Genomic DNA, 24068 nt, shown 5'->3' on the forward strand with positions numbered 1-24068 from the left:
TCTCTTCGCTCCTGCCCTGTTCAGATGCGCTTGCCGCTGTCCTTGTCGAACAGATGCACGGTTGCCGGATCGATGGTAATGTGGATCGTATCGCCGAAGCGGACATTGAGGCGCTCGCGGAACAGGCAGGCGATCTCGTCACCCTTGCAATTGAGCTTGGCGTAGATTTCCGAGCCGGTACCTTCGACCAGTTCGACCCGGCCTTCAATGCCGGTCTCGGCGGCCCGGATGTGTTCCGGCCGCACGCCGTAGACGAGGTCGCGGCCGCCCAGTTTGCCGATCTCGGCATTGGCGGGCAGCGGCAGGCTGAGGCCCTTTGCGGTGCGGAAGACGCCTTCCTCCACCCGACCACGAATGAAATTCATGGCCGGCGAACCGATGAAACCGGCAACGAAGAGATTGGCGGGATTGTCGTAAAGCTCGAGCGGCGCGCCGATCTGCTCGATGACGCCATCATGCAGCACCACGATCTTGTCGGCCATGGTCATGGCTTCCACCTGGTCGTGGGTGACATAGATGGTGGTCGTGCCGATGCGCTGGTGCATGGCCTTGATCTCGCCGCGCATCTGCACGCGCAGCTTGGCATCGAGGTTGGAAAGCGGCTCGTCGAACAGAAAGACCTGCGGATCGCGCACCAGCGCGCGGCCCATGGCGACACGCTGGCGCTGGCCGCCGGAAAGCTGGCGCGGATAACGGTCCAGAAGCTTTTCCAGTCCCAGAATGGCGGCGGCCCTGTCGACCTTGGCCCTGGTTTCCTCGGCGCTGACCTTCTTCAGCTTCAGCGCGAAGCCCATATTGTCCTTGACCGTCATATGCGGATAAAGCGCGTAGTTCTGGAAGACCATGGCGATGTCGCGGTCACGGGCGGGCAGGTGGCTCACCTCCCGCGCGCCGATGTGGATTTCGCCGTCGCTCAGTTCCTCTAGCCCAGCGATCATGCGTAGCAGGGTAGACTTGCCGCAGCCGGAAGGGCCGACGAGGACGACGAATTCTCCGTCCTTGATGTCGATATCGATACCGTGGATGACGTTGACCGAGCCGAAGCGCTTCTGGACATTTTGAATATTGACCGGTGCCATGTTTTTGGTTCCCGTTATAATTTGAATTCAGCCGCCCTTGACGGCGCCGGCGGTGAGACCCGCCACGATCTGTTTCTGTGCGAACATGGTGAGCAGCAGCACCGGCAGCGTGACGATGAGCGCGGCTGCGGCCAGCGGTCCCCAGCTGACCTGTTCGAAGGACAGCATGTTGTAGACCGCGACCGGCAGGGTGCGCGTTTCACGGCTGGCCAGCACGATGCCGAAGACGAAGTTGTTCCACGAGAAGATGACCGCGAGGATGAAGGAGACGACGATGCCTGGCTTGGCAATCGGCAGCGCCACCAGCCGGAACACCTGCCAGGAGGATGCGCCATCGATGCTTGCCGCCTCTTCCAGTTCCTTCGGCGTGGTCTCGAAATAACCGATCATGATCCAGACGACGATCGGAACCGTCACCACAAGATGGATGATGATCTGCGGCCAGAGCGTGCCCAAGAGGTTCAGCCATTGGAACAGCAGGAACAGCGGAATGAGGAATGAGAGGCCCGGCGTCATGCGGGCGATCATGATGACGACGGCGGATTTTTCCGCCTTCAGTCGCGCAATGCCGTAACCGGCGGGTACGCCGATGACGAGCGCCAGAATGGTGGCCGCACCGGTGACGAGGACCGAGTTCCAGAAATAGAGGAAGAAATTATTCTCCTCGAACACCTTCACATAGTTCGACCAGGCGAAACGTTCGGGAATGAGGATCGGCGGATAGGCGCCGTTGTCGATCTCATATTTCAGCGAGAGCGAGATCATCCAGATGAAGAACAGGATGACCGGCGAGATCATCACCAGTGCCACGAAGAAAAGGCCGATGCGGTCGAGATTTTTACGTTTCAGGATTTTTCCAGACATCAGCGATCCTCCATCTCGTTCCACTGCGAACGCTGGCGCACCATCAAAAGCACGAAGGACAGCGCCACGATGATGATGAAAAAGACGACGGCCATGGCCGAGCCGTAACCGATGTCGTAATAGGAAAACGCCGTATTATAGAGATAGATGTTGATGGTTTCAGACGCCGTGCCAGGCCCGCCCTGCGTCATCGCATAGATGATGTCGAAGCTTTTGACGGCATCGATGGAGCGGATGATTACGGCGATCATCAGAAACGGCGCAATCATCGGCATGGTCAGGTAACGGAATTTCTGCCAGGCGTTGGCACCGTCGATTTCAGCACTTTCATAGGGTTCGCGCGGCACTGCGGCCAGCCCGCCGAGCACGATCAGCATGACGAGCGGCGTCCACTGCCAGGTTTCCACCAGCACCAGCGAGGGAATGACGGTCGACTGGTTGTAGATCCATTCCAGCGGCCCGATGCCGATGAGCGACAGCAGATAGTTCAGGACGCCGAGCTGCGGGTGGAACATCATGGTCCAGACCAGCGCGATGGCGACCGGGGTCGCCATCATCGGCATGACGAAAACGCCGCGCAGAAAACCGCGCAGCGGAAACTGCGCATCGAAAACCAGCGCCGCCAATGTTCCGAGAAACAGCGGGGCGACAACCGACAGCACGGTATAAATGAGCGTGTGCCAGAGCGATTCCCAGAACCTGATATCGCCGGCGAGCCGGATATAGTTCTCGAAACCGATAAAGCTCTGCTCCTGTCCGAGCGTCCAGCGGTGCACGCTCATCCACAGGGTAAAGACCCATGGAAAAACGATGACAGCCAGAATGACGATAAGTGCCGGTATGACGAAGGGCCAGTAGTTGGGAGCAAGCCTTGCAGGCCTGCTCCCTTCTCTACGACTGACGCCTGTCTTGGTGTTTTCGATGCTCACGGAGGCCATTATCCCTCGCTACGTGCCAGAACGGGTGCGAACTGTTCCGTCGCCTTTTTCAGCTCGGCCGCCGGGTCCGCGCCGCCGATCATGTTGGTGAGGCCGACGCCGTAGATGTCGCGGAATTCCGTCACCGGAATGATGACGGGAAGCGCAAGCTGCGAGACCTTGCCGGAACCGACAACGGCGTCCAGCCAGGCGGCCGGCATCTTCACGCCTTCGCGGACCTTCTGGTCTTCGAGGATGGACTGGCGGAATGGAACGCCGGCGCCGGCCTGCAACAGACGCGCGCCCATTTCATGCGAGATCGCCCATTGGCAGAAGAGGTAAGCGGCTTCCTTCTTGCTGCTGGCTTCGACGACGCCGAGACCATCGCCAAACGTGCCGGCGGCCTGAACTGCCGGGCCTTTCGGCATGACGCCGTAACCGACCTTGCCGACGACGCGGGATTTTTCCGGGTTCTCGATCGGCGGTGCAAAACCGACGCCATCGAACCACATGCCGATCTTGCCCTGCAGGAAGGCCGATTGCGCTTCCGCCCAGTTGAAGCCCGAGACGCCGGGAGGTGCTGCCTTGGTCATCAGGCGCTGATAAAGCGCTGCCGCTTCCACCGCTTCCTTGGATTCGGTGTCGATCTTGCCGTCGGCGCTGATGGGCTTTGCACCATAACCCAGCATCAGCGAGGTCCAGACCGGGGTATTGGCGTTCTTCAGGCCGCGGGCGACGAAACCATAGGTGTTGGTTGCGGGATCGGTGATCTTCTCCGCCGCCGTTACCAATTCCTCGAAGGTTTCAGGGTATTTCAGGCCCTTGGCCTCGAAGAGTTCCTTGTTCCAGTAGACGATCCAGTAATCCACCGAGAAGGGCAGCGAGCGCAGCACGCCGTCGCTATCCTTGGCAAACAACATGCCGGCTTCGGCGAAGTCCTTTTCGACGAGCGACGGATCGGTGAGCGACGGATCCTTCAGGAAGCCGCTGATATCGGCCAGCCATTTGCCCTTTTCGAACTGGCGCTTCTGAACGTGGTAGCTCAGATGCACCACGTCGAAGCTTGGCTTGCCGGAGGAAAGCTCGATGACGACCTTCTGGCGCTGCTGCTGTTCAGGCGTGGCTTCGGCATTGACCTTGATGCCGGTCAGTTCTTCGAATTCGCCGAGATATTTGATCAGCGTTTCGCTGCGCGGGCTTTTGACAAGATTGACCTCAAGCGTGGTGCCTGCGTGTTTTTTCCAGTTCACCGCCGCCGATGCCGGGCGAATGCCGAGCATCGCGCTGCCGCCAATCGCGGCCGTGCCAGCCAGAAAGGCGCGGCGTGTAGGGTTGAGCAATGAATGCGTCATGTCAGTTCTCCTCCAGTTAGCCGGAAATTCTCCTCACCCCGGCCTGTTGCTTATTTCCTGCAAGTCCAGCGCAGACCATCATTAGTCCCTGCCGGAGTTGCCTTACACCGCCAGCGCCCTGTCCCTTGCGTTGCGGATATGGGCGGTCAGCCGTTCCACAGCGTCTTCCACAGATCGCCTCTCGATGGCTTCGAGAATGGCGAGATGTTCCTTCATCACCGATTTCACATGGCCGGCGATGCGAAAACGCTCCTGATTGATCAGGCGCATCTTGATGGAATTGACGCGGTAGGCGTTAGAGATGATCGAATTGCCAAGACTGTCGATGAAGGCATCGTGCATGCCCCAGTCCACCTGCTGGGCATGCTGATCCAGCTCCGGCGATTCCTCGCCATTCTCCGCTGCTTTGGCGATATCGCGGTGCTGTTTCAGAAGCGTCGCGATGGCCTCGTCGGAAGCCGAACGGGTAAAGTTCGCCACAGCTTCTTTTTCGAGAAAGATACGGAACTGGAACGCCTCGCGGATGAGGTTGATGTCGATATGGGCGACCTGCAATCCCCGCTGCGGCACGGTCTTGATCAGACCTTCAGCCTCCAGCCGTGGGATTGCCTCCCGGATCGCGCCGAGCGGCAGACCCGTCAGTTCCACGAGCCGGCGTTGCGAGATGAATTGCCCCGGACGAACGTCACGCGAGAGAAGGTGATGCGTAAAGCTCTCATACGCCCGTTCCCGCAATGTCTGTTCGCCGGTATCGTCCATGCTCAACCTTTCAGCTTTGTTCAGGCGGCCTGCCTGCGAAACAGCGCGTCGAATGCGCCTTCGATCTGCCGGCGGTCTTCCGGTGAAATGGCGATGAGTGGTGCACGCACATCCGACCAGATCGTTTCCCCTGTCGTGTGTGATACCAGCACCTTGACGGCGGGCGTAACCGGGAATTTCAGAAGTTCCACAACAAGATCGACAATGCGCGGATCGTCCTTGCCGTCGACCGCCATGGCGCGCACTTCCTGCGTCAGGAAATTGGCAACGCCTGAGATGGCGCCCTGGCCACCGAGGCGAACGCCCCTGGCGAGATCACGCTCGTCGCCGATAAGGATGGCAAGGTCACCGTGTTCCTTGAGGAGACGCTCGGTATGGCTCCAGTTGCCGGAGGAATCCTTGACACCGGTGACGATGCGCGGAAACGCCGCCTTCAGCCGTCCCACCAGTTCGACGGACAGCGTTACCATGGTCACGGAGGGGATGTTGTAGACGAGAATGTCGCGTGCATCCTTGCCGATCTTTGAAAAGACCGCCGAGAACCAGGCAAATAGGCCGTCATCGCTGACGTTCTTGAAATAGGAGGGCGGGGCGAGCAGAATATTGCTGGCGCCGGCTTTCAGGGCTTCGGCCGACTGGTCTGCCGCATCCTCGATAGAATCGACCAGAACACCGGTAACGATGCGCGACGGCGCAATGCCTTCTGCAATGAAGCTGGAGAGGATCGCCTGCCGTTCGCGGCTACCGACGGAGCAGCCTTCACCTGTCGTGCCGAAGAGGGTGACGCTGTCGCAGCCGTTAGACAAGCAGCGGCGCGCATGGGCGATCATGGCATCGATATCGACCGTTCCGTCCGTTTTGAAAGGGGTCGTCAAGGCTGCCGAAAGGCCGAATTTCTGGGTCAATTAAGATGCTCCTCCAAGGTGACGGCAGATTGATGGCATACTGACATGTTAGTTGTAAAGAGGTAATTGCAATATGATTGTTCGGAAGGCGAAGGCAAGGAAATTTGCTTTGGTGGTGGTCTGGGCGAGGGCCCCGTGAGGTGGGCGGCGCGCGATTGTGCCGTTTAGAGGCGCGCCGGTTCAGGGAGACCGCAAATACCAATCCTTTTCCGGGAGGAGGCTGCATGCCAAAATAAAATTTGACTGTTGGAGTAAAGATTTTTATCAGGCAGTCTGAATATAGGGATAAGGGACCATCATCATGACCATTGTGGAGCCGGCAGCGCCTGTAACAGAGATCGAGCAGAGCCGCGTCAAGCGCCTGAAAGCAGCGACGCGTGGCGCGCATGGCGATCTCGATAGCTTCATCATGGCGTCGAAGCCGTTCGAGAGCCGCGAGAACTTCGGCAAATTTGTCGAAACGCAATATCTTTTCCATCGCGATCTCGATGTCTTTTTCGCCAATGCCACGCTTGATGGCCTGCTGCCCGACCTCAAGGGCCGCCGTCGTCTTTCCATGATCGAGCAGGATCTTTCCGATCTCGGTCTTGCCATTCCCGAAACGGTCGAGCCGCGTTTTACTGCCGAGACAGCTTTCGATCTGCCGGAGGCCATGGGCTGGCTTTATGTTGTCGAAGGCTCCAATCTCGGCGCGGCGTTTCTGCTGAAAGACGCGGCGAAGCTCGGACTTGGCGAGGAATTTGGCGCCCGCCATCTGGCCGGCGCGCCGGAAGGACGCGGCCTGCACTGGCGCACCTTCACCGCAGCACTCGATGAAATTTCGCTGACGGTCGAAGAGGAAGAGCGCGTCGTCGCCGGCGCCGAAGAGGCCTTCCGGGCGGTTCATGCCTATGCGCAGCAGCGGCTGGGTTGAGGTTTTGGCATAGCTTGATCGCGGGAAGCCCCGTTGTTCTTTGCATGCCGTCGACAGCGCTCCATACGCGACGTCATTCTCGGGCTTGACCCGAGGATCCATTGGTTTCAGTGGGTTATGGATCCTCGGGTCAAGCCCGAGGATGACGGCAAAAAAGTCGGGGCTCTTCCGTCCCAAAATTCAAGGCCATCGAAGGATCGACTTTTCCTTTTATTTCTGCCGAATAAACAGGCAAATATTTTGACCAAATGATAAATTTTTTATCTTTCGGTCAAGGCTCCCTCACGCCCCAAAATTTTATCCATTTGATAAAATTATTTTATTTGGTCTGGCACAGAACCTGCTACTCTTTTTGTCAAGTCAGGAGATACCTGACGTTAAAAAAGGGAACTGCAAAATGGAAGTTGGTGTTTTTATCCCGATCGGGAACAATGGGTGGCTTCTTTCCGAAAACGCGCCGCAATACAAGCCGAGCTTCGACTTGAACAAGGCGATCACGCTGAAGGCGGAGCAATATGGCTTCGACTTTGCGCTGTCGATGATCAAGCTGCGCGGCTTTGGCGGCAAGACAGAGTTCTGGGATTACAATCTTGAATCCTTCACCCTGATGGCGGGCCTCGCCGCCGTCACCTCCAAGATCAAGCTGTTCGGCACGGCCGCTACGCTGGTCATGCCGCCGGCCATCGTGGCCCGCATGGCGACGACAATCGATTCCATTTCCGGCGGACGTTTCGGTATCAACCTGATTACCGGCTGGCAGCGGCCGGAATATAGCCAGATGGGGCTCTGGCCAGGTGACGATTATTTCGGTGATCGCTACGAATATCTTGGCGAATACACCACCGTTCTGAAAGAGTTGTTGACGGACGGGCAATCGGATTTCAACGGCAAGTTCTTCAAGATGGAGGATTGCCGCATGAAGCCGGTGCCGCAGGGGGATGTGAAACTCATCTGCGCCGGATCCTCCAATTCCGGCATGGCGTTTTCGGCCAAGTTTGCCGATTACAGCTTCTGCTTCGGCGTTGGCGTCAATACGCCGAAGGCCTTTGCGCCCACCAATGAGCGCCTGCTGGCGGCAACGGAAAAGTCCGGCCGCGAGGTTAAATCCGTCGTGCTGACGATGGTGCTTGCCGAGGAAAAATCGGAAGACGCCTGGGCGAAGTGGGAGCATTACAAGGCCGGCGCGGATGAGGACGCCATCAAGTGGCTTGGCCTGCAAAGCGCGGTCGACACCAAATCCGGCTCCGACACCAATGTGCGGCACATGTCCAATCCCGTCTCGGCGGTCAACATCAACATGGGAACGCTGATCGGCTCTTACGAGGAAGTGGCGGCCATGCTGGATGAGATGAGCGAAGTGCCGGGAACGGGCGGCGTGATGCTGACTTTCGACGACTTCCTAGAAGGCGTCGAAAAATTCGGCAAATATGTGCAGCCGCTGATGAAGAGCCGGGCGCATGTTCAGGCGGCACTGGAGGCAGCGGAATGAGTGAAGCCGTCGTTGCGGGTTACAAAGGGCCGGAAAGCCGCTCGGAAAGTGTCACGCTTCCCGCAAGGCCGGAGCCGATCACCCTGAAACCCAGCGAAACCGCCGTTGTCGTGGTCGACATGCAGAATGCCTATTCGACCGAAGGCGGTTATGTCGATCTGGCCGGGTTCGATATATCCGGGGCCAAGGGCACCATCGCCAACATCAAGAAGACGCTGGATGCAGCGCGGGCGGCGGGTGTTCAGGTCATCTATTTCCAGAATGGCTGGGACAAGGACTATGTCGAGGCGGGCGGACCGGGTTCGCCCAACTGGCATAAATCCAACGCGCTGAAGACCATGCGCAAACGCCCGGAATTGCAGGGCCAGCTCCTGGCCAAAGGCACGTGGGATTATGCCATCGTCGACGAGTTGCAGCCGCAGCCCGGCGATATTCTGGTGCCGAAGACGCGTTATAGCGGTTTCTTCAATACCAATATGGATAGCGTTTTGCGTGCTCGCGGCATCCGTAATCTGGTCTTCGTTGGCATCGCCACCAATGTCTGCGTCGAAAGCTCGCTGCGCGATGCTTTCCATCTCGAATATTTCGGGGTGATGCTGGAGGATGCCACCCATCATCTGGGGCCGGATTTTATCCAGCAGGCGACGGTCTACAATGTCGAGAAATTTTTCGGCTGGGTCGCCACCGTCAATGATTTCTGCGGCGTCATCTCGCAGGCCGCACCCGTCAGCGCTTGATATTCAACACAAGAGGAGAACGAAATGCCGAAAAAGATCGTCGTGCCTGCCGGTACCAGCAAACCCATCGCTCCCTTTTCACCGGGAACCCTTGCCGATGGCGTGGTTTATGTGTCCGGCACGCTGCCCTTCGACAAGGACAATAATGTCGTGCATGTGGGCGATGCCAGCGCCCAGACACGCCATGTTCTCGAAACCATCAAGTCCGTCATCGAAACCGCCGGCGGCACGATGGAAGACGTGACGATGAACCACATCTTCATCACCGACTGGGCGAATTATCAGGCCGTCAACACGGTCTATGCCGAATATTTCCCCGGCGACAAGCCGGCGCGGTATTGCATCCAGTGCGGGCTTGTGAAGCCTGACGCGCTGGTGGAAATCGCCACCGTTGCCCATATCGGCAAATAGGCGAGACGGCAGATGATGCATTTCGAGGTTCATGGCCGGACTGATACTGAGGCGCCCACCATCCTTTTGTCTTCGGGGCTGGGCGGATCGGGTGCCTATTGGGTGCCGCAGATCGAAGCCCTTTCCCGTCATTTCCGCGTGGTTACGTATGATCATCGCGGAACGGGAAGGACGGGCGGCGAGGTGCCGGTGGAGGGGGGCATATCGGCCATGGCGGATGATGTGCTGGAGATTGTCTCGGCGCTAAACCTCGAAAAATTCCACTTCATCGGCCATGCGCTTGGCGGTCTGATCGGCCTCGATATCGCGCTCAGCCGGCCCGGCCTCATCGACAAGCTTGTGCTCATCAATGCGTGGAGCAAGGCCGATCCGCATTCCGGACGCTGCTTTGACGTGCGGATCGAGCTTCTGGAGAAATCCGGTGTCGAGGCCTTCGTGAAAGCCCAGCCGCTGTTTCTTTATCCGGCGGCATGGATGTCGGAACACCAGGAGCGTCTGGCGCGGGATGATGCCCATGGCGTTTCGCATTTCCAGGGCAAGGCAAATGTGCTGCGGCGTATTGCGGCGCTTCGGGCTTTCGATGTCGATAGCCGGCTTGGCGAGATCGACAATCCGGTGCTGGTGGTGGCGACGAAAGACGATCTTCTGGTGCCCTATACCCGCTCGCAGCGCCTCGCCGATGGCTTGCCGCAAGGTGAGCTTTGCCTCCTCGATTTCGGGGCGCACGCGGTCAACATCACCGAGCCTGAGCTTTTCAACACGCGGCTTTTGCAGTTTCTGCTGCCGAGCACCCAAACATTCTGACAGGATTTTAAAGTAACATGACGAAAGCACTTGATGACGCGGCCCCCCTGGACAACAAGGCACTGGCGACGCTTTTCACCGAGGCACGTACCCACAATGGCTGGACGGACAAGCCGGTCAGTGACGAAACGCTGAAGGCGCTTTACGACCTGACGAAGATGGGGCCAACCTCGGCCAATTGCTCGCCGGCGCGCTTCGTCTTCGTGCGCAGCCCGGAAGCCAAGGAAAAATTGAGGCCGTCGCTTTCGTCGGGCAATCTTGAAAAGACCATCGCCGCGCCGGTCACGGTCATCGCTGCCATCGACAGCGAATTTTACGAGAAACTGCCGGAACTGTTCCCCCATGCTGATGCGCGTTCGTGGTTCACCTCCAGCCCGGCGGTGGCCGAAGAAACGGCCTTTCGCAACGCCACGCTTCAGGCCGGATATCTGATCCTTGCCGCCCGCGCGCTGGGGCTGGATACGGGCGCCATGTCCGGTTTCGACAAGGGCAAGGTGGATGCGGCGTTTTTTGCCGGCACGACGTGGAAATCCAATTTTCTGATCAATCTCGGTTATGGCGATCCGTCAAAACTCTTCGGCCGTCTGCCGCGCCTTGGCTTTGAAGACGCCTGCGTGCTGGCTTGATGTGTGCTGGCTTGATGGCCTGTTAAGGAAGGATGGGTTAGATGCGGATGATGTCTCTTGAAAAGGAAGCGGAAATGGAGACGAAGACTGCTGAGCAGCGCAGCCTCGAATATAGAAACGCCATGGCGCGGCTCGGTGCGGCGGTCAACATCGTCACGACCAATGGTGCAGCCGGCAGGGCGGGCTTTGCAGCGACAGCCGTTTGCAGCGTTTCCGACAATCCGCCCACGCTTCTCGTCTGCCTCAACCGCAATGCCTCAGCCTACAAGGTGGTGAAGGCTAATGGCGTTATCTGCATTAACACGCTTGCCGCCCATCACGAGGTGCTGAGCACGCTTTTTGGCGGCAAGACACCCGCCGATGAACGTTTTGCTGCCGGCAGCTGGGGCGTGCTCGAGACCGGTGCTCCGGTTCTGGAAGACGCACTGGTTTCTTTCGACTGCCGTATTCGCGAGGCGCATGACGGCGGCACGCATGATATTCTGATCTGCACTGTCGTGGATATGAAGATCAATGCGGGTGATGAAGCGCTGATGTATTTCAACCGGCGTTACCGTGTGCTTTGAGGGCGCTCCTTCGAGCCGACGGCGGGTTTCTCCTCCGTCATCCTCGGGCTTGACCCGAGGATCCACAACCTGACGCGCGATGGATCCTCGGGTCAAGCCCGAGGATGACGTTGAGGTGGAATAGCGTCTCGGAAATCGAAGGGCGTTTCCGGTTTCCCGGAAACGCCCTTTTCATTACTTGATCAGCGGCAGAAGATCGTTGATCGACTTCTTCGCATCGCCATAGAACATGCGCGTATTGTCCTTGTAGAACAGCGGGTTCTCGATGCCGGAGTAACCCGTGCCCTGACCGCGCTTGGAGACGATGACGAGCTTCGACTTCCACACTTCCAGAACCGGCATGCCGGCGATGGGTGAATTCGGATCGTCCTGCGCCGCCGGGTTGACGATGTCGTTGGAACCGATAACGATGACGACGTCGGTATTGGGGAAATCGTCGTTGATCTCGTCCATTTCCAGCACGATATCGTAAGGCACCTTTGCCTCAGCCAGCAGCACGTTCATGTGGCCGGGAAGACGGCCGGCGACGGGGTGGATGGCGAAACGCACGGTCTTGCCATCGGCGCGCAGCTTGCGGGTCAGTTCCGACACGGCCGATTGCGCCTGCGCCACCGCCATGCCGTAACCGGGCACGATGATGACGCTGTCGGCGTCGTTGAGTGCTGCGGCCACGCCCTCGGCGTCGATCGCTACCTGCTCGCCCTCGATCTCCATCACTGGGCCCGTCGTGCCGCCGAAGCCGCCGAGGATGACCGAGATGAAGGAGCGGTTCATCGCCTTGCACATGATGTAGGAGAGGATCGCACCCGAGGAGCCGACCAGCGCGCCCGTGACGATCAGGAGATCGTTGCCGAGCGTGAAGCCGATGGCGGCGGCCGCCCAGCCGGAATAGCTGTTCAGCATCGAAACGACGACAGGCATGTCGGCGCCGCCGATGCCCATGATCAGGTGGTAACCGATGAAGAAGGCGGCAAGCGTCATCAGGACGAGGGTCCATGCGCCGGCGCCATTGCAATACATGATGAGCAGCACGAGCGACAGGATCGCAGCGCCGGCATTGAGCAGATGTCCGCCCGGCAGCTTCTTCGCCTTGCCGTCCACCTTGCCGGCAAGCTTGCCGAAGGCGACGACCGAGCCGGTGAAGGTGACCGCGCCGATGAAGACGCCGAGGAAGACCTCGACCTTCATGATCGCCAGTTCGACCGGAGTCTTGTGGGCGAGGATGGCGGAAAAGCCTGTGAGCAACGACCGCGCCGTCTCATCGAGAGAGGCGACATGCGCTTCCTCGATATGGGCGTTGAAGCCGATGAAGACGGCGGCAAGGCCGACGAAGGAGTGAAGGGCTGCCACAAGCTGCGGCATTTCGGTCATCTGCACGCGGCTTGCGACGAAATAGCCAAGAACCGAGCCGCCGGCGAGCATCAGGAGCACGACGAGCCATTGCCCGACGCCTTTGCTGATTTCAGGACCGAAGACGGTGGCGACGATGGCGAGGCCCATGCCTGTTATGCCGTACCAGACGGCGCGCTTGGCGCTTTCCTGGCCGGAAAGGCCGCCGAGGGAAAGGATGAAAAGAACGGCTGCGGCAACATAGGCCGCGGAAACGATACCAATGGTCATTTATTTAAATCCCCGCACGCTCAGGACTTCTGGAACATGGCGAGCATGCGCCGTGTCACGAGGAAACCGCCGACGATGTTGATCGTCGCGATCAGGACGGAAAGCGAGGCAAGGATCACCACCACCCAGTTGCCGGAACCGATCTGCAGCAGCGCGCCGATGATGACGATGCCGGAAATGGCATTCGTCACCGCCATCAGCGGTGTGTGCAGCGAATGGCTGACGTTCCAGATGACCTGGAAACCGATGAAGCAGGCGAGCACGAAGACGATGAAGTGGCTCATGAAACTTGCCGGTGCAAAAAGACCAACGAGAAGCAGAGCCAGGGTGCCGATGACCAACAGCCCGACCTGACTTTTGGTCTGCGCCTTGAACTCGGCCCGTTCTTTCGCGTGTTTTTCCTCGGGCGTAAGCTCTTTGACCCGTTCCTTCGGCTTCTGCGCGGCAATGGCCTGAATCTTCGGCGGCGGCGGCGGGAAAGTGATCTCGCCCTGATAGGTCACGGTCGCGCCACGAATGACGTCGTCTTCCATGTTGTGAACCGGCTTGCCGTCCTTTGCGGGCGTCAGATCGGTCATCATGTGACGGATGTTGGTGGAATAAAGCGTCGAGGCCTGTGCCGCCATGCGGCTCGGAAAATCTGTATAGCCGATGACGATGACGCCGTTGTCGGAAACCACACGCTGGTCGGGCACCGTCAGATCGCAATTGCCGCCGCGCTCGGCAGCGAGGTCGATGATGACAGAACCTGGCTTCATTGCCGCCACCATGTCGGCGAGCCAGAGTTTGGGGGCGTCGCGGCCGGGGATTAGCGCCGTGGTGATGACGATATCCATCTGCGGGGCGAGTTCGCGGAACTTCTCCAGTTGCTTCTCGCGGAATTCCGGCGAGGAGGGGGCGGCATAACCGCCGGTCGCGGCACCGTCCTGAGCCTGCTCGGCGAAATCGAGATAGACGAATTCTGCGCCCATGGATTCGATCTGTTCGGCCACTTCCGGACGAACGTCGAAGGCATAGGTGATGGCGCCGAGTGAGGTGGCCGTGCCGATGGCGGCAAGACCGGCAACGCCAGCACCGATCACCAGAACCTTGGCGGGCGGCACCTTGCCGGCGGCGGTGACCTGACCGGTGAAGAAGCGGCCGAAATTGTTACCGGCCTCGATCACCGCGCGATAACCGGCGATATTGGCCATGGAGGACAGCGCGTCCATCTTCTGGGCGCGCGAAATGCGCGGCACCATGTCCATGGCGATGACGTTTGCGCCCTTTTCCTTCGCCTGCTCCAGAAGGTCCTTGTTCTGGGCGGGATAGAAGAACGAGATCAGCGTCTTGTCCGAAGACAGGCGATCAATCTCCGACGTTTCCGGCGGGCGAACCTTGGCGATGATATCGGAGCCGGAATAAAGCGCGTCCGCACTCTCGACCACGGTAACGCCGGCCTTGCGATAGGCATCGTCAGAAAAGCCGGCCGCCTTGCCGGCGCCGGCCTCGATCACGCAATCATATCCGAGTTTCTGTAGTGCTTGCGCGCTGTCGGGCGTCATGCCGACGCGCGCTTCGCCCTCATATAATTCCTTAGGCGTTCCGATTCTCAAAACTGCTCTCCCATTTCCCGTCCTGATAAGCCGTCATAGCCCATTTGGGGCGTTTTTGTCTTGTTATTGCTGTTTTTCTACCTGCGGCGGATTGACATCAGGGAAAAGGCCATTTCGGGCGGTGGCGGTACGGCGGCAATAAAAAACCCGGCGCCATGGCGCCGGGTGGTTGTTTCGGGTGCTTTTCACTCAATCCATGGTGTGGATGTCGCGATCCTTGGTTTCCGGCAGGAACAGCAGGCCGATGACCAGCGTGATGCCTGCAAAGACGATCGGGTACCAGAGACCGTAATAGATGTCGCCCTTCGCCGCGCTCATCGCAAAGGCGGTGGCGGGCAGAAGGCCACCGAACCAGCCGTTGCCGATGTGGTAGGGCAGCGACATGCCGGAGTAGCGGATGCGGGTCGGGAACAGCTCGACCAGAAGCGCCGCGATCGGGCCATAGACCATCGTCACATAGATGACGAGGACGGTCAGGACCGCGATGATGACGACCCAGTTCACGGCTGCCGGGTCGGCCACCATGGAGAAGGCGCCGCCGCCGGCAATGGTGTAGACGGCCATTTCCGCCGCACCACCGGTCTCGGCCGGCGTCAGCAGCTTGTCCGCCACCAGCTTGTCGGTTGCCACCATCTTCTTGTCGGTGGCGCGAACGGCTTCAGCATTGAGGCTGAGTTCCGGGTTTGCGGCGATGAAGGCGTCCAGTTTTGCGTCCGGAACCTGCGCTGCGCCGCGCACCAGCGGATAACCGCTGTCATGCAGTGCGATGTTGACCTGCTTCTGGAAGGCCTTGTCCTTGGCCGCCGCATCCGCACCGGCTGCGATCGCGTCGTAGCTGGCGATGGTGGCGTCGCCGAGCTTGACGCTCGCCGGCTGGCCGGCCGTTCCGGCAACCACGTCATAGGGAACGGAGTTGCGGGTCAGGAACGAGGTGGCGATATCGCAGGATGTGGTGAATTTCGCCGTGCCTGTCGGGTTGAACTGGAATTTGCAGTCGCCGGGGGCGGCGGTCACGGTGGCGCGAACGGTGGACTGTGCTTGCGCAAGTGCCGGATTGCCCGCCCAGGTGAGCGCTTTAAACAGCGGGAAGTAGGTCAGCATCGCAAGAACGAGGCCGGCCATGATGATCGGCTTGCGGCCGATCTTGTCGGAAAGCCAGCCAAAGAGCACGAAGAAACCCGTGCCGAGGATGAGGGCTGCCGCAACCATGATATTGGCTGACTGACCGTCCACCTTCAGAATGCTCTGCAGGAAGAACAGCGCGTAGAACTGGCCGGTGTACCAGACGACGGCCTGACCGATGACGGCGCCGACGAGGGCAAGCAGGGCGATCTTGGCGTTTTTCCACTGGCCGAAGGCTTCGCTGAGCGGTGCCTTGGAGGTCTTGCCCTCTTCCTTCATCTTCTTGAAGGCGGGGGATTCGTTCATCTTAAGACGAATCCAGACCGATACGCCGAGCAGCAGAACCGAAACGAGGAAGGGAATGCGCCAGCCCCAGGCGGCGAAGGCTTCCTTGCCGAGCGCGAACTGCACGCCGAGAATGACCACCAGCGACAGGAACAGGCCGAGCGTCGCCGTCGTCTGAATCCACGAGGTGTAATAGCCTCTGCGGCCGTTCGGCGCGTGTTCGGCCACGTAAGTTGCGGCACCGCCATATTCACCGCCGAGCGCCAGACCCTGCAGCATGCGCAGGATGATCAGGATGATCGGAGCGGCGATACCGATCTGCGATGCACTGGGCAGGACACCGACGAGGAAGGTGGAAACACCCATGATGAGAATGGTGATGAGGAAGGTGTATTTACGGCCGACGATATCGCCGAGACGTCCAAACACCAGCGCGCCGAACGGGCGCACGAGGAAGCCGGCGGCAAAGGCCAGAAGCGCAAAGATGTTGCGCGTCGTTTCCGGATATTGGCTGAAGAAGTTCGCGCCGATATAGATCGCGAGCGAGCCGTATAGATAAAAATCGTACCATTCGAAAACCGTTCCGAGAGAAGAGGCGAAAATCACCTTCTTCTCCTCGCCCGTCATTGGACGGGCGGGGCTGCTCACGGCTGCAACATTTGCCATTGTCTGTCCTCCACAGATGTCCCAATCGGCGCATTGCGGAGCCCGTCTCTCTCCTCCGGACTCACCTTGCGGCTGCAATGCGCATGACGTCAGAGTGACAGAAAATTAACCCCGATAAGAGCGATGCTTTCGGATTATGACTTTAGTCTAATGTATAACGTGCAAAAATGTCGCAGGCCGGTTTTCGCCTGCCCCGGCCGGGTGACCTGAAACGCGCCTTTTTTCTTGACACAATCGCGAAACCTTCTAATAGCTTTTCGCGAAGAAGGAGCATCACCTTGCGCATGCATGTTGCAGACATGTTCGTCATGGAAGGACCGGCACAATCCGCCGGCGATGATCCGCGTCTTTCTTATTCTATCCGAATTACGGCCAAAACGACGATTAAAACCGTCTGACGTCTCTGGCCCGCCGCTCTCTCCCCGGTTTGGCTGGGGATCGAGGAAGCCGCGATGCGATGCGGTTTCCCCACCTCACCCAAAAGAGGAGAGACAGAAAGAGAGCTTGATCATGGGTTTCAAAGTTGCAATTGCAGGCGCCACCGGCAACGTCGGTCGCGAAATGCTCAATATCCTGGCCGAACGCGGTTTTCCCGCCGATGAGATCGTGCCGCTCGCTTCCGCCCGTTCGCAGGGCACGGAAGTCTCCTATGGCGATCGCACGCTGAAGGTTTCCAACCTCGAAAATTACGATTTTTCCGACACGGATATCTGCCTGATGTCGGCCGGTGGCGATGTGTCCAAGAAGTGGTCGCCGAAGATCGGCCAGCAGGGCTGCGTCGTCATCGATAACTCGTCTGCATGGCGCTACGATCAGGACGTTCCGCTGATCGTTCCGGAAGTCAATGCCGATGCGGTTGCGGGCTTCACCAAGAAGAACATCATCGCCAACCCGAATTGCTCCACGGCACAGCTCGTCGTCGCGCTGAAGCCGCTGCATGACTTCGCCAAGATCAAGCGCGTCGTTGTCTCCACCTATCAGTCCGTCTCCGGCGCCGGCAAGGAAGGCATGGACGAGCTGTTCCAGCAGACCCGCGCTGTCTTTGTGGCCGATCCGGTCGAAACCAAGAAGTTCACCAAGCGTATCGCCTTCAACGTCATTCCGCACATCGACGTCTTCATGGAAGACGGCTACACCAAGGAAGAGTGGAAGGTTCTGGCCGAAACCAAGAAGATGCTCGACCCGAAGATCAAGGTAACCTGCACGGCCGTGCGCGTTCCTGTCTTCATCGGCCATTCGGAATCGGTCAATATCGAGTTTGAAAACGAGATCACCGCCGATCAGGCGCGTGACATCCTGCGCGAAGCGCCGGGTTGCCTCGTTATCGACAAGCATGAAAATGGCGGCTACATCACGCCGGTTGAATCCGCCGGTGAAGATGCGACCTATATTTCGCGTATCCGTGAAGATGCAACGGTTGAAAACGGCCTCAACATCTGGGTCGTCTCGGACAATCTGCGCAAGGGTGCTGCCCTTAACGCCATCCAGATCGCCGAACTCCTGGTCAATCGTGGTCTCATCAAGCCTCGCAAGGCGGCTGCGTGATACGATTTTTTAAGGTTCGTTAAGTATAACCCGTCTGTTCTGTGTGGGGCAGACGGGTTTTCCATTGGTGACGATCACGGCCAGTTTATTTGCAGGCCTTGCTGCCGAAAGGCAATTTAAGCCGCCAAAAGACAATTTGGCACCCGAACCCCTACAACGGCGACGTGTTGGTTCTCGGGATGAATTCCCCAAAGGATATCGAAGGCAGATTTTGATGCGGGCAATGAAGGCAATTCTGGCTGGTGTGGCCATGGTCTCGGTTTTGGCAGCGACGCCGGTTATGGCTGCGCAATGCGGTAACACTTCGGCAGGCTTCGATGCCTGGGTCGGCGCCTTCAAGCAGGAAGCGGCAGGCCGCGGCGTCAGCGCTTCGGTGCTCGATCGCGCCTTCTCCGGCGTCTCCTACAATCAGGCGACCATCCGCGCCGATCGCGGCCAGCACAGCTTCAAGCTGTCCTTCGAACAATTCATGCAGAAGCGCGGCGGTCAGACGATCATTTCGCGCGGCAAGACCATGAAGAAGAACAATGCGGCTCTCTTCGCCTCGATCGAAAGAACTTACGGCGTTCCGGCCGGCCCGCTTCTGGCCATCTGGGGCATGGAAACCGGCTTTGGCGGCTTCATGGGCAACCAGCACACGCTTTCCGCCGTGGCGACGCTCTCCTTCGACTGCCGCCGTTCGGATTATTTCACCGAGCAGCTTTACGCGGCGCTTAAGCTGGTCGGCAGCGGCTCGCTTAACGTCAACGCCAAGGGTGCCGCCCATGGTGAAATCGGCCAGACGCAGTTCCTGCCATTGAATGTCGTGCGCTACGGTGTGGATTTCGACCGCGACGGCCGCATCGACCTCGTCGGTTCGCGCGCCGATGCGCTGGCCTCGACGGCAAACTTCCTCGTCGGCCATGGCTGGCAGCGTGGTGCGGGTTACCAGCAGGGACAGGCGAATTATGCCGCCATCCAGGGCTGGAACGCGGCAAGCGTCTATCAGCAGGCCATCGCCTTCATCGGCAAGGCGATCGACGGCCAATAAGGTCGCAGATTCGAAAGGCCTTCTGATCACAAGGCCTTGTCCGTACTCTCGACGTCATCCTCGGGCTTGTCCCGAGGATCTGCAACGTTCCGATTTTGTGAGAGGTGGTTAGATCCTCGGGACAAGCCCGAGGATGACGAAAGTTACCGGAGTGGCCTAACGGCGCCCAATAGAACCACCAGCTTCAATCACAGATCCGGGCGGCGAAAGTCGCCCGTTTTGCCGTCCATCACCCACAATTCGCCGGTCGAGATGTCGAACCATGCGCCATGCAGCTTGACCTTGCCGGCGGTTTCCTGCGCCTTGACGAAGGGGAAACCGCGCAGATTGGCGATGGAGTTGCGGATGGAGACGCGTTCCAGCGCGGTCTGGCGCTCGGAGGCGGTCATGACGTCATTGCTCTGGATCTGTTCGGCCGCAGATTTGACCATGTTCATCCATTTGCCGATGAAGTCACCGGGTGACAGCGGCTCGAGATTGGGGTCGAGGGCCGCCTGAATGCCGCCGCAGCGGCCGTGGCCCATGACGACGATGTCTTTCACCTTCAGAACCTGCACGGCATATTCGATGGCCGCCGAAGTGGCGTGGTATTGCCCATCCGGCTCGAAAGGCGGCACCATGTTGGCAACGTTGCGGACGACGAAAAGCTCTCCCGGTCCGCAATCGAAAATGGTTTCCGGCGCTGAACGGGAGTCACAACAGGCAATGAACAGGGTCTGCGGCTTCTGTCCGGTATCGGCCAGAACGCGATATCTTTCGCGCTCATCGACATAGCGGCCGCTCATGAAGTTCTTGTAGCCGTTCAAAAGAGTTTCCGGAAAATCTTTCATCTATCGCAGTACCGTTATGCTTGGACCAAGATCACGGGGCGAACCTGGCGCGTTGAAGACCAATCCTTTAGAGCATTTTCGCTTTTCTTCGAACCGCGAAACCGCTCCAACTTCCTGTTGCCGCATTTCCGGATGGAAAACCGAGGGCCGCTTTTCCTGGAAATGCTCTAGCCGCTATTTGCGCTTGCTGCGTGAAGGATGCAAGAGATGACGCATCTGCACCATGGCCATGGGTGTGGAAAGACTTGAAGAATCGGTCTCCAGCGTCAGTTCGTTCATCCCGCGTTTTTTCGTTCGTGCCAGAATTTCGAACACGCTGGCGGTGGCCAGTTGCAGCGCCTTTTCATCATCCACACCTTCCAGCAGGCGGGCGAGGAACAGCGCCGACATCAGGTCGCCGAGGCCGTTCGGCGCATTTTCTATGGCGCGGTGTTCGGCAAGCAGGGCGTGGCGGCCGCTGAGGTAAAGATTGCCGGTTCCGCCCGTCATCATCGGCACGGCCGAAGTGACAAGCATTTTCGGCGGGCCGAGCGCGAGCGCGGCATCCATGATGGCATTGTTGGTTTCAAGCTCGGCGCCGCTCATCCAGGCCAGTTCGTAGCGGTTTGGTGTTGCGACGGTCGCAAGGGGAATGAGGTGGTCGCGGATGGCTTCGGCGGTCTCAAGGGGAATGTAAAGCCCGCCCAGATCGCCCATGACCGGGTCGCAGGCATAAATAAGCCCCGGGTTCTTTTCCTTCAGATTGCGGATCAGCCTTGCGACGGAGCGCACCTGCCCGGCACTGCCGAAATAACCGGTCAGAACAGCCTTGACCTCGCCGATCCATTGGGCGTTCTCAAGGTCGGTCATGGCCTTGTCGAAGTCATCGTCCTGAAAGCGCATCCGCGTGGACGGGCCATGGCCGGGATGCCAGGGCATGACGATGGTGGGCACTGCCCAGACCGGGTAACCTAGCGTCTCCAGCGCAAAAACGGCGGCGCGATTGCCGACGGAGCCACGCATGACGTGGCTGGAAATGACGATGACGGCGCCCTGTGTATTTTCCTGCATCACGGCCTTCTTGCTTTCAAATATCGCAGAAGCGCGCAAGTGCCCCTGCTTAGAGATCAAGATGCGCTCTCATGACATATCGCAAGGCTGGTTTCCACCGTTAATCCCGCAAGGGTCTGTCCCGCAAAAGCATGGGCGGGGCCGGGCGTTCTTCCGTTGTCGGGTCGCCTTCCTGTCATTGCGGGATTGGCTGAGTGCTCTATAGTTGCACCATGCTCGATCTCGTCATTGCCTATTGGCCGCATATCCTTGCCGTTCTCTCCATTCTGATGGGAACTGTGGCGGCCGTGCATGCCACGATGACGAAGGAGGAGGTGCGTTCCGCGCTGGGCTGGGTGGGCGTCATCGTACTGTCGCCGATTGTCGGCGCGGTCATCTACGCCATCGCCGGCATCAACCGCATCCGCCGGTCGAACATCACGCAGCAGCGGTCCTTCATGCTGGACGAGATCATGGATCGTGTGGCGCGCCTTGATGCCAGCAACGACATGATCGCGACGCGTTTCGGCCGCCGTTTCGAAGCGATGAAGACGCTGGGCGACCGGGTGACCCGCCATGCGCTGACGACCGGCAACGGCATCGAGCCGCTGGTGACCGGTGATGCCGCCTATGCCGCCATGCTGGAGGCTATCGGGGAGGCGAAGCGCTCGATCATTCTCGAAACATATATTTTCGATAATGACCGGATCGGCGCCCGTTTCGTCACGGCGCTCGAAAGGGCGAAGCTGCGTGGTGTGGAGGTGAGGGTGCTCATCGATGCCGTGGGCGCCCGTTATTCGGTGCCGAGCATCCTGCCGACACTCAGGGATAAGGACATCGTTGCCGATGTCTTCAACGGCAATGTCATCATGGGGCTGCGGTTGCCCTATGCCAATCTGCGAACCCACCGCAAGATTCTCGTGGTGGACGGTCGTACCGCCTTCAGCGGCGGCATGAATATCCGTGAGGGTTTCACCTTGGAATTCGGTGGCGAAAGCCAGTCGCACGACACGCATTTCAAGATTACCGGGCCGGTGGTCTCCGATTTTTTCTCAATCGCTGCGGAAGACTGGCGCTTCACGACGGGGGAGGTTCTCGACGCACCGGTCTGGGATATCGCCATTCCCGATGGTGTGCCGGGGTCGCAGATCGTTGCCCGCGTCTGTTCGTCGGGACCGGACAAAAGCATCGAGACCAGTCACAAGATGCTGATGGGGGCCTTTTCCGTCGCGCGCTCCTCCATTCTCATCATGTCGCCCTATTTTCTCCCCGATCGGGAGCTTATTTCGGCGCTCATTACCGCTGCAAGGCGGGGATGCGTGGTGGATATCATCGTGCCGAAGAGCAACAATCTGGTGCTTGTCGACAGGGCGATGACGGCGCAGTTCGACCAGATGCTGAAGAATTATTGCCGCATCTGGCGGGCGACAGGGGCTTTCAACCATTCCAAGCTTCTGGTGATCGACGGGCGCTGGAGTTATATCGGCTCCTCCAATCTCGATCCGCGGTCGCTGCGATTGAACTTCGAGATCGATCTCGAAGTCATGGACGAAGAATTCGCCGGGACGATCGGAGATCGTATCCGGAATGCGCTTGCAACCGCCTTGCCCGTCCGGCTCAGCGAACTGAATGCGCGGCCATTCGTTGTCCGTTTTGTGGAACGTGTCCTGTGGCTCGCTTCACCCTATCTTTAGAGTGCGGTGCGCCCGACAGGACGTCCCGCGAGACCGGAGGCATAAACGCGTGAAAAAGAACGGTTTGCTGGATGATGAAAAAACGGCCTTGACGAAAAACACCAGCCTGTCCGCCTTCGTCATGCAGTCGTTGCGCGACCATCGTCAGCGGCAGAAAGCGGTTCAGGCGGCGAAAGATCATTCTTTTCCGGTCATTGCTTCCTACAATGTGCATAAATGCGTCGGCCGCGACCGCAAGTTCGACCCCGATCGTACCAGCCGCGTCATTCAGGAAATCGGCGCCGATATCATCGCCCTTCAGGAGGCGGACAGCCGGTTCGGCGAGCGAACGGGCCTGCTCGATCTTGCCCGGCTGGAGCGGGAAAGCGGCCTCGTTCCCGTGCCGGTGCAGGCTGGCGTGAAAGCGCATGGCTGGCATGGCAATGTCGTGCTTTTCAGGGAAGGGGCTGTCAGGGATGTGCATACGCTGAAATTGCCGGGGCTGGAGCCGCGCGGCGCGCTCGTCGTGGAACTCGACCTTAAAAGCGGCGGCACGCTCCGGGTCATCGCCGCCCATTTCGGCCTGCTCAGGCATTCCCGCGCCCAGCAGGCCAAGGCGCTTGTCGGTCTTCTGGAAGCGCGCAACGAATGCGCGACCATCCTCATGGGAGACCTGAATGAATGGCGTCTCGGTAACGGATCGTCACTCAATACGTTCCGGGATGCTTTCGGTACCCTGCCGCCGGCGGTGCCAAGTTTTCCGTCCAACCTGCCGGTGCTGGCGCTCGACCGGATCATCGCCAATCGCGAAGGGCTTATCGAGCAGGTGGAGGCGCATGATAGCGCGCTGGCGCGCATCGCCTCGGATCATCTGCCGCTGAAAGCCGCGATCCGCACCGATCTGCTTCCGGCCTGAGCCGCCGCCTTATCCGCCGCCGACTGGCCGCGCTTCACGCCGCCGTCATGTGGTTGCGCGAGCGCGCTTCCAGCAAGGACGTGCGAATGGCTTCCATCAGTCGCTCACGATTGTTCCTGGTCTTGCACCGGTCGAGATTTTGCGCGGCAAGCGCGAGATCAAGACCCTCATGCATCACAATCGAATAGGCAACGGTTGTTGCCCAGTTTTCGTAGTCCTGCTCCATCATGTCGCCCCTGAACTAAATCATTTAGTCCGAATCACCCGCTTCTTGAAAGTTACCATAAAATTCAAAGCATAAAATAGCGTTGTTTCTTCGGGTTTCCGTCAATGGG

The 24068-nt window shown here is 59.0% G+C and carries 24 protein-coding genes; 12 read left to right on the forward strand and 12 right to left on the reverse strand.

Going from position 1 to position 24068, the window contains the following annotated elements:
• Positions 1–20 precede the first annotated feature (20 nt).
• From O8B93_RS19155 to O8B93_RS19180, 6 genes are all read right to left on the reverse strand, one after another.
• Positions 21–1079 (reverse strand): ABC transporter ATP-binding protein, encoded by a 1059-nt coding sequence (locus tag O8B93_RS19155; RefSeq protein WP_269711502.1) that lies wholly within the window; start codon positions 1077–1079, stop codon positions 21–23.
• Between the two features lie 27 nt (positions 1080–1106).
• Positions 1107–1928, reverse strand: a complete 822-nt coding sequence (locus O8B93_RS19160; protein ID WP_170985890.1) for a carbohydrate ABC transporter permease — start codon at positions 1926–1928, stop codon at positions 1107–1109.
• Positions 1929–1942: 14 nt separating this feature from the next.
• A complete protein-coding gene (locus O8B93_RS19165) occupies positions 1943–2881 on the reverse strand; it encodes a carbohydrate ABC transporter permease (RefSeq protein WP_065114124.1) in 939 nt (312 codons plus the stop codon).
• Positions 2881–4212 carry an ABC transporter substrate-binding protein gene (locus tag O8B93_RS19170; protein WP_269711503.1) on the reverse strand — a complete coding sequence of 444 codons (1332 nt, stop codon included), beginning with the start codon at positions 4210–4212 and terminating at the stop codon, positions 2881–2883. Before O8B93_RS19170 ends, O8B93_RS19165 begins: the two co-directional genes overlap by 1 nt.
• Positions 4213–4314: 102 nt before the next feature.
• Positions 4315–4971: a GntR family transcriptional regulator gene (locus O8B93_RS19175; RefSeq protein ID WP_269711504.1), complete on the reverse strand. Its 657-nt coding sequence runs from the start codon at positions 4969–4971 to the stop codon at positions 4315–4317.
• Positions 4972–4991: 20 nt separating this feature from the next.
• Positions 4992–5876 (reverse strand): dihydrodipicolinate synthase family protein, encoded by an 885-nt coding sequence (locus O8B93_RS19180; protein WP_269711505.1) that lies wholly within the window; start codon positions 5874–5876, stop codon positions 4992–4994.
• A 301-nt stretch (positions 5877–6177) separates the two neighbouring features.
• On the opposite strand from O8B93_RS19180, the gene O8B93_RS19185 reads away from it, so the two are divergent.
• From O8B93_RS19185 to rutF, 7 genes are all read left to right on the forward strand, one after another.
• The gene (locus tag O8B93_RS19185; protein WP_269711506.1) at positions 6178–6789 is read left to right on the forward strand and encodes a biliverdin-producing heme oxygenase; all 612 of its coding nucleotides are present in this window, start codon (positions 6178–6180) and stop codon (positions 6787–6789) included.
• Between the two features lie 397 nt (positions 6790–7186).
• The gene (rutA, locus tag O8B93_RS19190) at positions 7187–8278 is read left to right on the forward strand and encodes a pyrimidine utilization protein A (protein WP_269711507.1); all 1092 of its coding nucleotides are present in this window, start codon (positions 7187–7189) and stop codon (positions 8276–8278) included.
• A complete protein-coding gene (rutB, locus tag O8B93_RS19195; protein ID WP_006312121.1) occupies positions 8275–9015 on the forward strand; it encodes a pyrimidine utilization protein B in 741 nt (246 codons plus the stop codon). Before rutA ends, rutB begins: the two co-directional genes overlap by 4 nt.
• Before the next feature lie 24 nt (positions 9016–9039).
• A complete protein-coding gene (gene rutC / locus O8B93_RS19200) occupies positions 9040–9426 on the forward strand; it encodes a pyrimidine utilization protein C (RefSeq protein WP_003492069.1) in 387 nt (128 codons plus the stop codon).
• 12 nt (positions 9427–9438) lie between these two features.
• Entirely contained in the window at positions 9439–10230 is a 792-nt protein-coding gene (rutD, locus tag O8B93_RS19205; protein ID WP_269711508.1) for a pyrimidine utilization protein D, read from the forward strand.
• A 17-nt stretch (positions 10231–10247) separates the two neighbouring features.
• Positions 10248–10856 (forward strand): malonic semialdehyde reductase, encoded by a 609-nt coding sequence (locus O8B93_RS19210; protein WP_269711509.1) that lies wholly within the window; start codon positions 10248–10250, stop codon positions 10854–10856.
• A 41-nt stretch (positions 10857–10897) separates the two neighbouring features.
• Entirely contained in the window at positions 10898–11422 is a 525-nt protein-coding gene (gene rutF, locus O8B93_RS19215; RefSeq protein WP_269711510.1) for an NADH-dependent FMN reductase RutF, read from the forward strand.
• Positions 11423–11596: 174 nt separating this feature from the next.
• Here rutF and O8B93_RS19220 read toward each other — a convergent pair whose 3' ends face one another.
• From O8B93_RS19220 to O8B93_RS19230, 3 genes are all read right to left on the reverse strand, one after another.
• The gene (locus tag O8B93_RS19220) at positions 11597–13042 is read right to left on the reverse strand and encodes an NAD(P)(+) transhydrogenase (Re/Si-specific) subunit beta (protein ID WP_269711511.1); all 1446 of its coding nucleotides are present in this window, start codon (positions 13040–13042) and stop codon (positions 11597–11599) included.
• A gap of 20 nt (positions 13043–13062) precedes the next feature.
• Positions 13063–14637, reverse strand: a complete 1575-nt coding sequence (locus O8B93_RS19225) for a Re/Si-specific NAD(P)(+) transhydrogenase subunit alpha (RefSeq protein WP_269711512.1) — start codon at positions 14635–14637, stop codon at positions 13063–13065.
• A 189-nt stretch (positions 14638–14826) separates the two neighbouring features.
• Positions 14827–16710: an MFS transporter gene (locus O8B93_RS19230; RefSeq protein ID WP_269711513.1), complete on the reverse strand. Its 1884-nt coding sequence runs from the start codon at positions 16708–16710 to the stop codon at positions 14827–14829.
• Between the two features lie 167 nt (positions 16711–16877).
• On the opposite strand from O8B93_RS19230, the gene O8B93_RS19235 reads away from it, so the two are divergent.
• From O8B93_RS19235 to O8B93_RS19245, 3 genes are all read left to right on the forward strand, one after another.
• Entirely contained in the window at positions 16878–17108 is a 231-nt protein-coding gene (locus O8B93_RS19235; protein ID WP_269711514.1) for a hypothetical protein, read from the forward strand.
• Between the two features lie 112 nt (positions 17109–17220).
• Positions 17221–18255: an aspartate-semialdehyde dehydrogenase gene (locus tag O8B93_RS19240; protein WP_080824385.1), complete on the forward strand. Its 1035-nt coding sequence runs from the start codon at positions 17221–17223 to the stop codon at positions 18253–18255.
• A gap of 214 nt (positions 18256–18469) precedes the next feature.
• Positions 18470–19285 carry a lytic murein transglycosylase gene (locus tag O8B93_RS19245; protein ID WP_269711515.1) on the forward strand — a complete coding sequence of 272 codons (816 nt, stop codon included), beginning with the start codon at positions 18470–18472 and terminating at the stop codon, positions 19283–19285.
• Between the two features lie 188 nt (positions 19286–19473).
• On the opposite strand, the gene O8B93_RS19250 is transcribed toward O8B93_RS19245, so the two are convergent.
• The gene (locus tag O8B93_RS19250) at positions 19474–20115 is read right to left on the reverse strand and encodes a carbonic anhydrase (RefSeq protein WP_035224474.1); all 642 of its coding nucleotides are present in this window, start codon (positions 20113–20115) and stop codon (positions 19474–19476) included.
• A gap of 174 nt (positions 20116–20289) precedes the next feature.
• Complete coding sequence (gene pdxY / locus O8B93_RS19255; RefSeq protein WP_269711516.1) at positions 20290–21165, reverse strand: pyridoxal kinase PdxY; 876 nt, start codon at positions 21163–21165, stop codon at positions 20290–20292.
• A gap of 212 nt (positions 21166–21377) precedes the next feature.
• On the opposite strand from pdxY, the gene O8B93_RS19260 reads away from it, so the two are divergent.
• Together O8B93_RS19260 and O8B93_RS19265 are read left to right on the forward strand one after the other, a co-directional pair.
• Positions 21378–22838: a phospholipase D-like domain-containing protein gene (locus O8B93_RS19260; RefSeq protein WP_269711560.1), complete on the forward strand. Its 1461-nt coding sequence runs from the start codon at positions 21378–21380 to the stop codon at positions 22836–22838.
• Between the two features lie 49 nt (positions 22839–22887).
• Positions 22888–23733 (forward strand): endonuclease/exonuclease/phosphatase family protein, encoded by an 846-nt coding sequence (locus O8B93_RS19265; RefSeq protein ID WP_269711517.1) that lies wholly within the window; start codon positions 22888–22890, stop codon positions 23731–23733.
• A 34-nt stretch (positions 23734–23767) separates the two neighbouring features.
• On the opposite strand, the gene O8B93_RS19270 is transcribed toward O8B93_RS19265, so the two are convergent.
• Positions 23768–23962 carry a hypothetical protein gene (locus tag O8B93_RS19270; RefSeq protein ID WP_269711518.1) on the reverse strand — a complete coding sequence of 65 codons (195 nt, stop codon included), beginning with the start codon at positions 23960–23962 and terminating at the stop codon, positions 23768–23770.
• Positions 23963–24068 lie beyond the last annotated feature (106 nt).

It is taken from the genome of Martinezella rhizogenes (assembly GCF_027460065.1).
In the GTDB taxonomy this organism is placed as follows: domain Bacteria; phylum Pseudomonadota; class Alphaproteobacteria; order Rhizobiales; family Rhizobiaceae; genus Agrobacterium; species Agrobacterium rhizogenes_C.

Bases quoted from the DNA above. Each gene is read 5' to 3' on its own strand.
- O8B93_RS19220 (WP_269711511.1), bottom strand. From the start codon at position 13,042: ATGACCATTGGTATCGTTTCCGCGGCCTATGTTGCCGCAGCCGTTCTT.
- O8B93_RS19235 (WP_269711514.1), top strand. From the start codon at position 16,878: ATGTCGCAGGCCGGTTTTCGCCTGCCCCGGCCGGGTGACCTGAAACGC.
- O8B93_RS19270 (WP_269711518.1), bottom strand. From the start codon at position 23,962: ATGATGGAGCAGGACTACGAAAACTGGGCAACAACCGTTGCCTATTCG.
- rutC (WP_003492069.1), top strand. From the start codon at position 9,040: ATGCCGAAAAAGATCGTCGTGCCTGCCGGTACCAGCAAACCCATCGCT.
- O8B93_RS19240 (WP_080824385.1), top strand. From the start codon at position 17,221: ATGGGTTTCAAAGTTGCAATTGCAGGCGCCACCGGCAACGTCGGTCGC.
- O8B93_RS19210 (WP_269711509.1), top strand. From the start codon at position 10,248: ATGACGAAAGCACTTGATGACGCGGCCCCCCTGGACAACAAGGCACTG.
- rutF (WP_269711510.1), top strand. From the start codon at position 10,898: ATGCGGATGATGTCTCTTGAAAAGGAAGCGGAAATGGAGACGAAGACT.
- O8B93_RS19165 (WP_065114124.1), bottom strand. From the start codon at position 2,881: ATGGCCTCCGTGAGCATCGAAAACACCAAGACAGGCGTCAGTCGTAGA.
- O8B93_RS19250 (WP_035224474.1), bottom strand. From the start codon at position 20,115: ATGAAAGATTTTCCGGAAACTCTTTTGAACGGCTACAAGAACTTCATG.
- O8B93_RS19260 (WP_269711560.1), top strand. From the start codon at position 21,378: ATGCTCGATCTCGTCATTGCCTATTGGCCGCATATCCTTGCCGTTCTC.
- pdxY (WP_269711516.1), bottom strand. From the start codon at position 21,165: ATGCAGGAAAATACACAGGGCGCCGTCATCGTCATTTCCAGCCACGTC.
- rutA (WP_269711507.1), top strand. From the start codon at position 7,187: ATGGAAGTTGGTGTTTTTATCCCGATCGGGAACAATGGGTGGCTTCTT.
- O8B93_RS19155 (WP_269711502.1), bottom strand. From the start codon at position 1,079: ATGGCACCGGTCAATATTCAAAATGTCCAGAAGCGCTTCGGCTCGGTC.
- O8B93_RS19185 (WP_269711506.1), top strand. From the start codon at position 6,178: ATGACCATTGTGGAGCCGGCAGCGCCTGTAACAGAGATCGAGCAGAGC.
- rutD (WP_269711508.1), top strand. From the start codon at position 9,439: ATGATGCATTTCGAGGTTCATGGCCGGACTGATACTGAGGCGCCCACC.
- rutB (WP_006312121.1), top strand. From the start codon at position 8,275: ATGAGTGAAGCCGTCGTTGCGGGTTACAAAGGGCCGGAAAGCCGCTCG.
- O8B93_RS19170 (WP_269711503.1), bottom strand. From the start codon at position 4,212: ATGACGCATTCATTGCTCAACCCTACACGCCGCGCCTTTCTGGCTGGC.
- O8B93_RS19245 (WP_269711515.1), top strand. From the start codon at position 18,470: ATGCGGGCAATGAAGGCAATTCTGGCTGGTGTGGCCATGGTCTCGGTT.
- O8B93_RS19230 (WP_269711513.1), bottom strand. From the start codon at position 16,710: ATGGCAAATGTTGCAGCCGTGAGCAGCCCCGCCCGTCCAATGACGGGC.
- O8B93_RS19175 (WP_269711504.1), bottom strand. From the start codon at position 4,971: ATGGACGATACCGGCGAACAGACATTGCGGGAACGGGCGTATGAGAGC.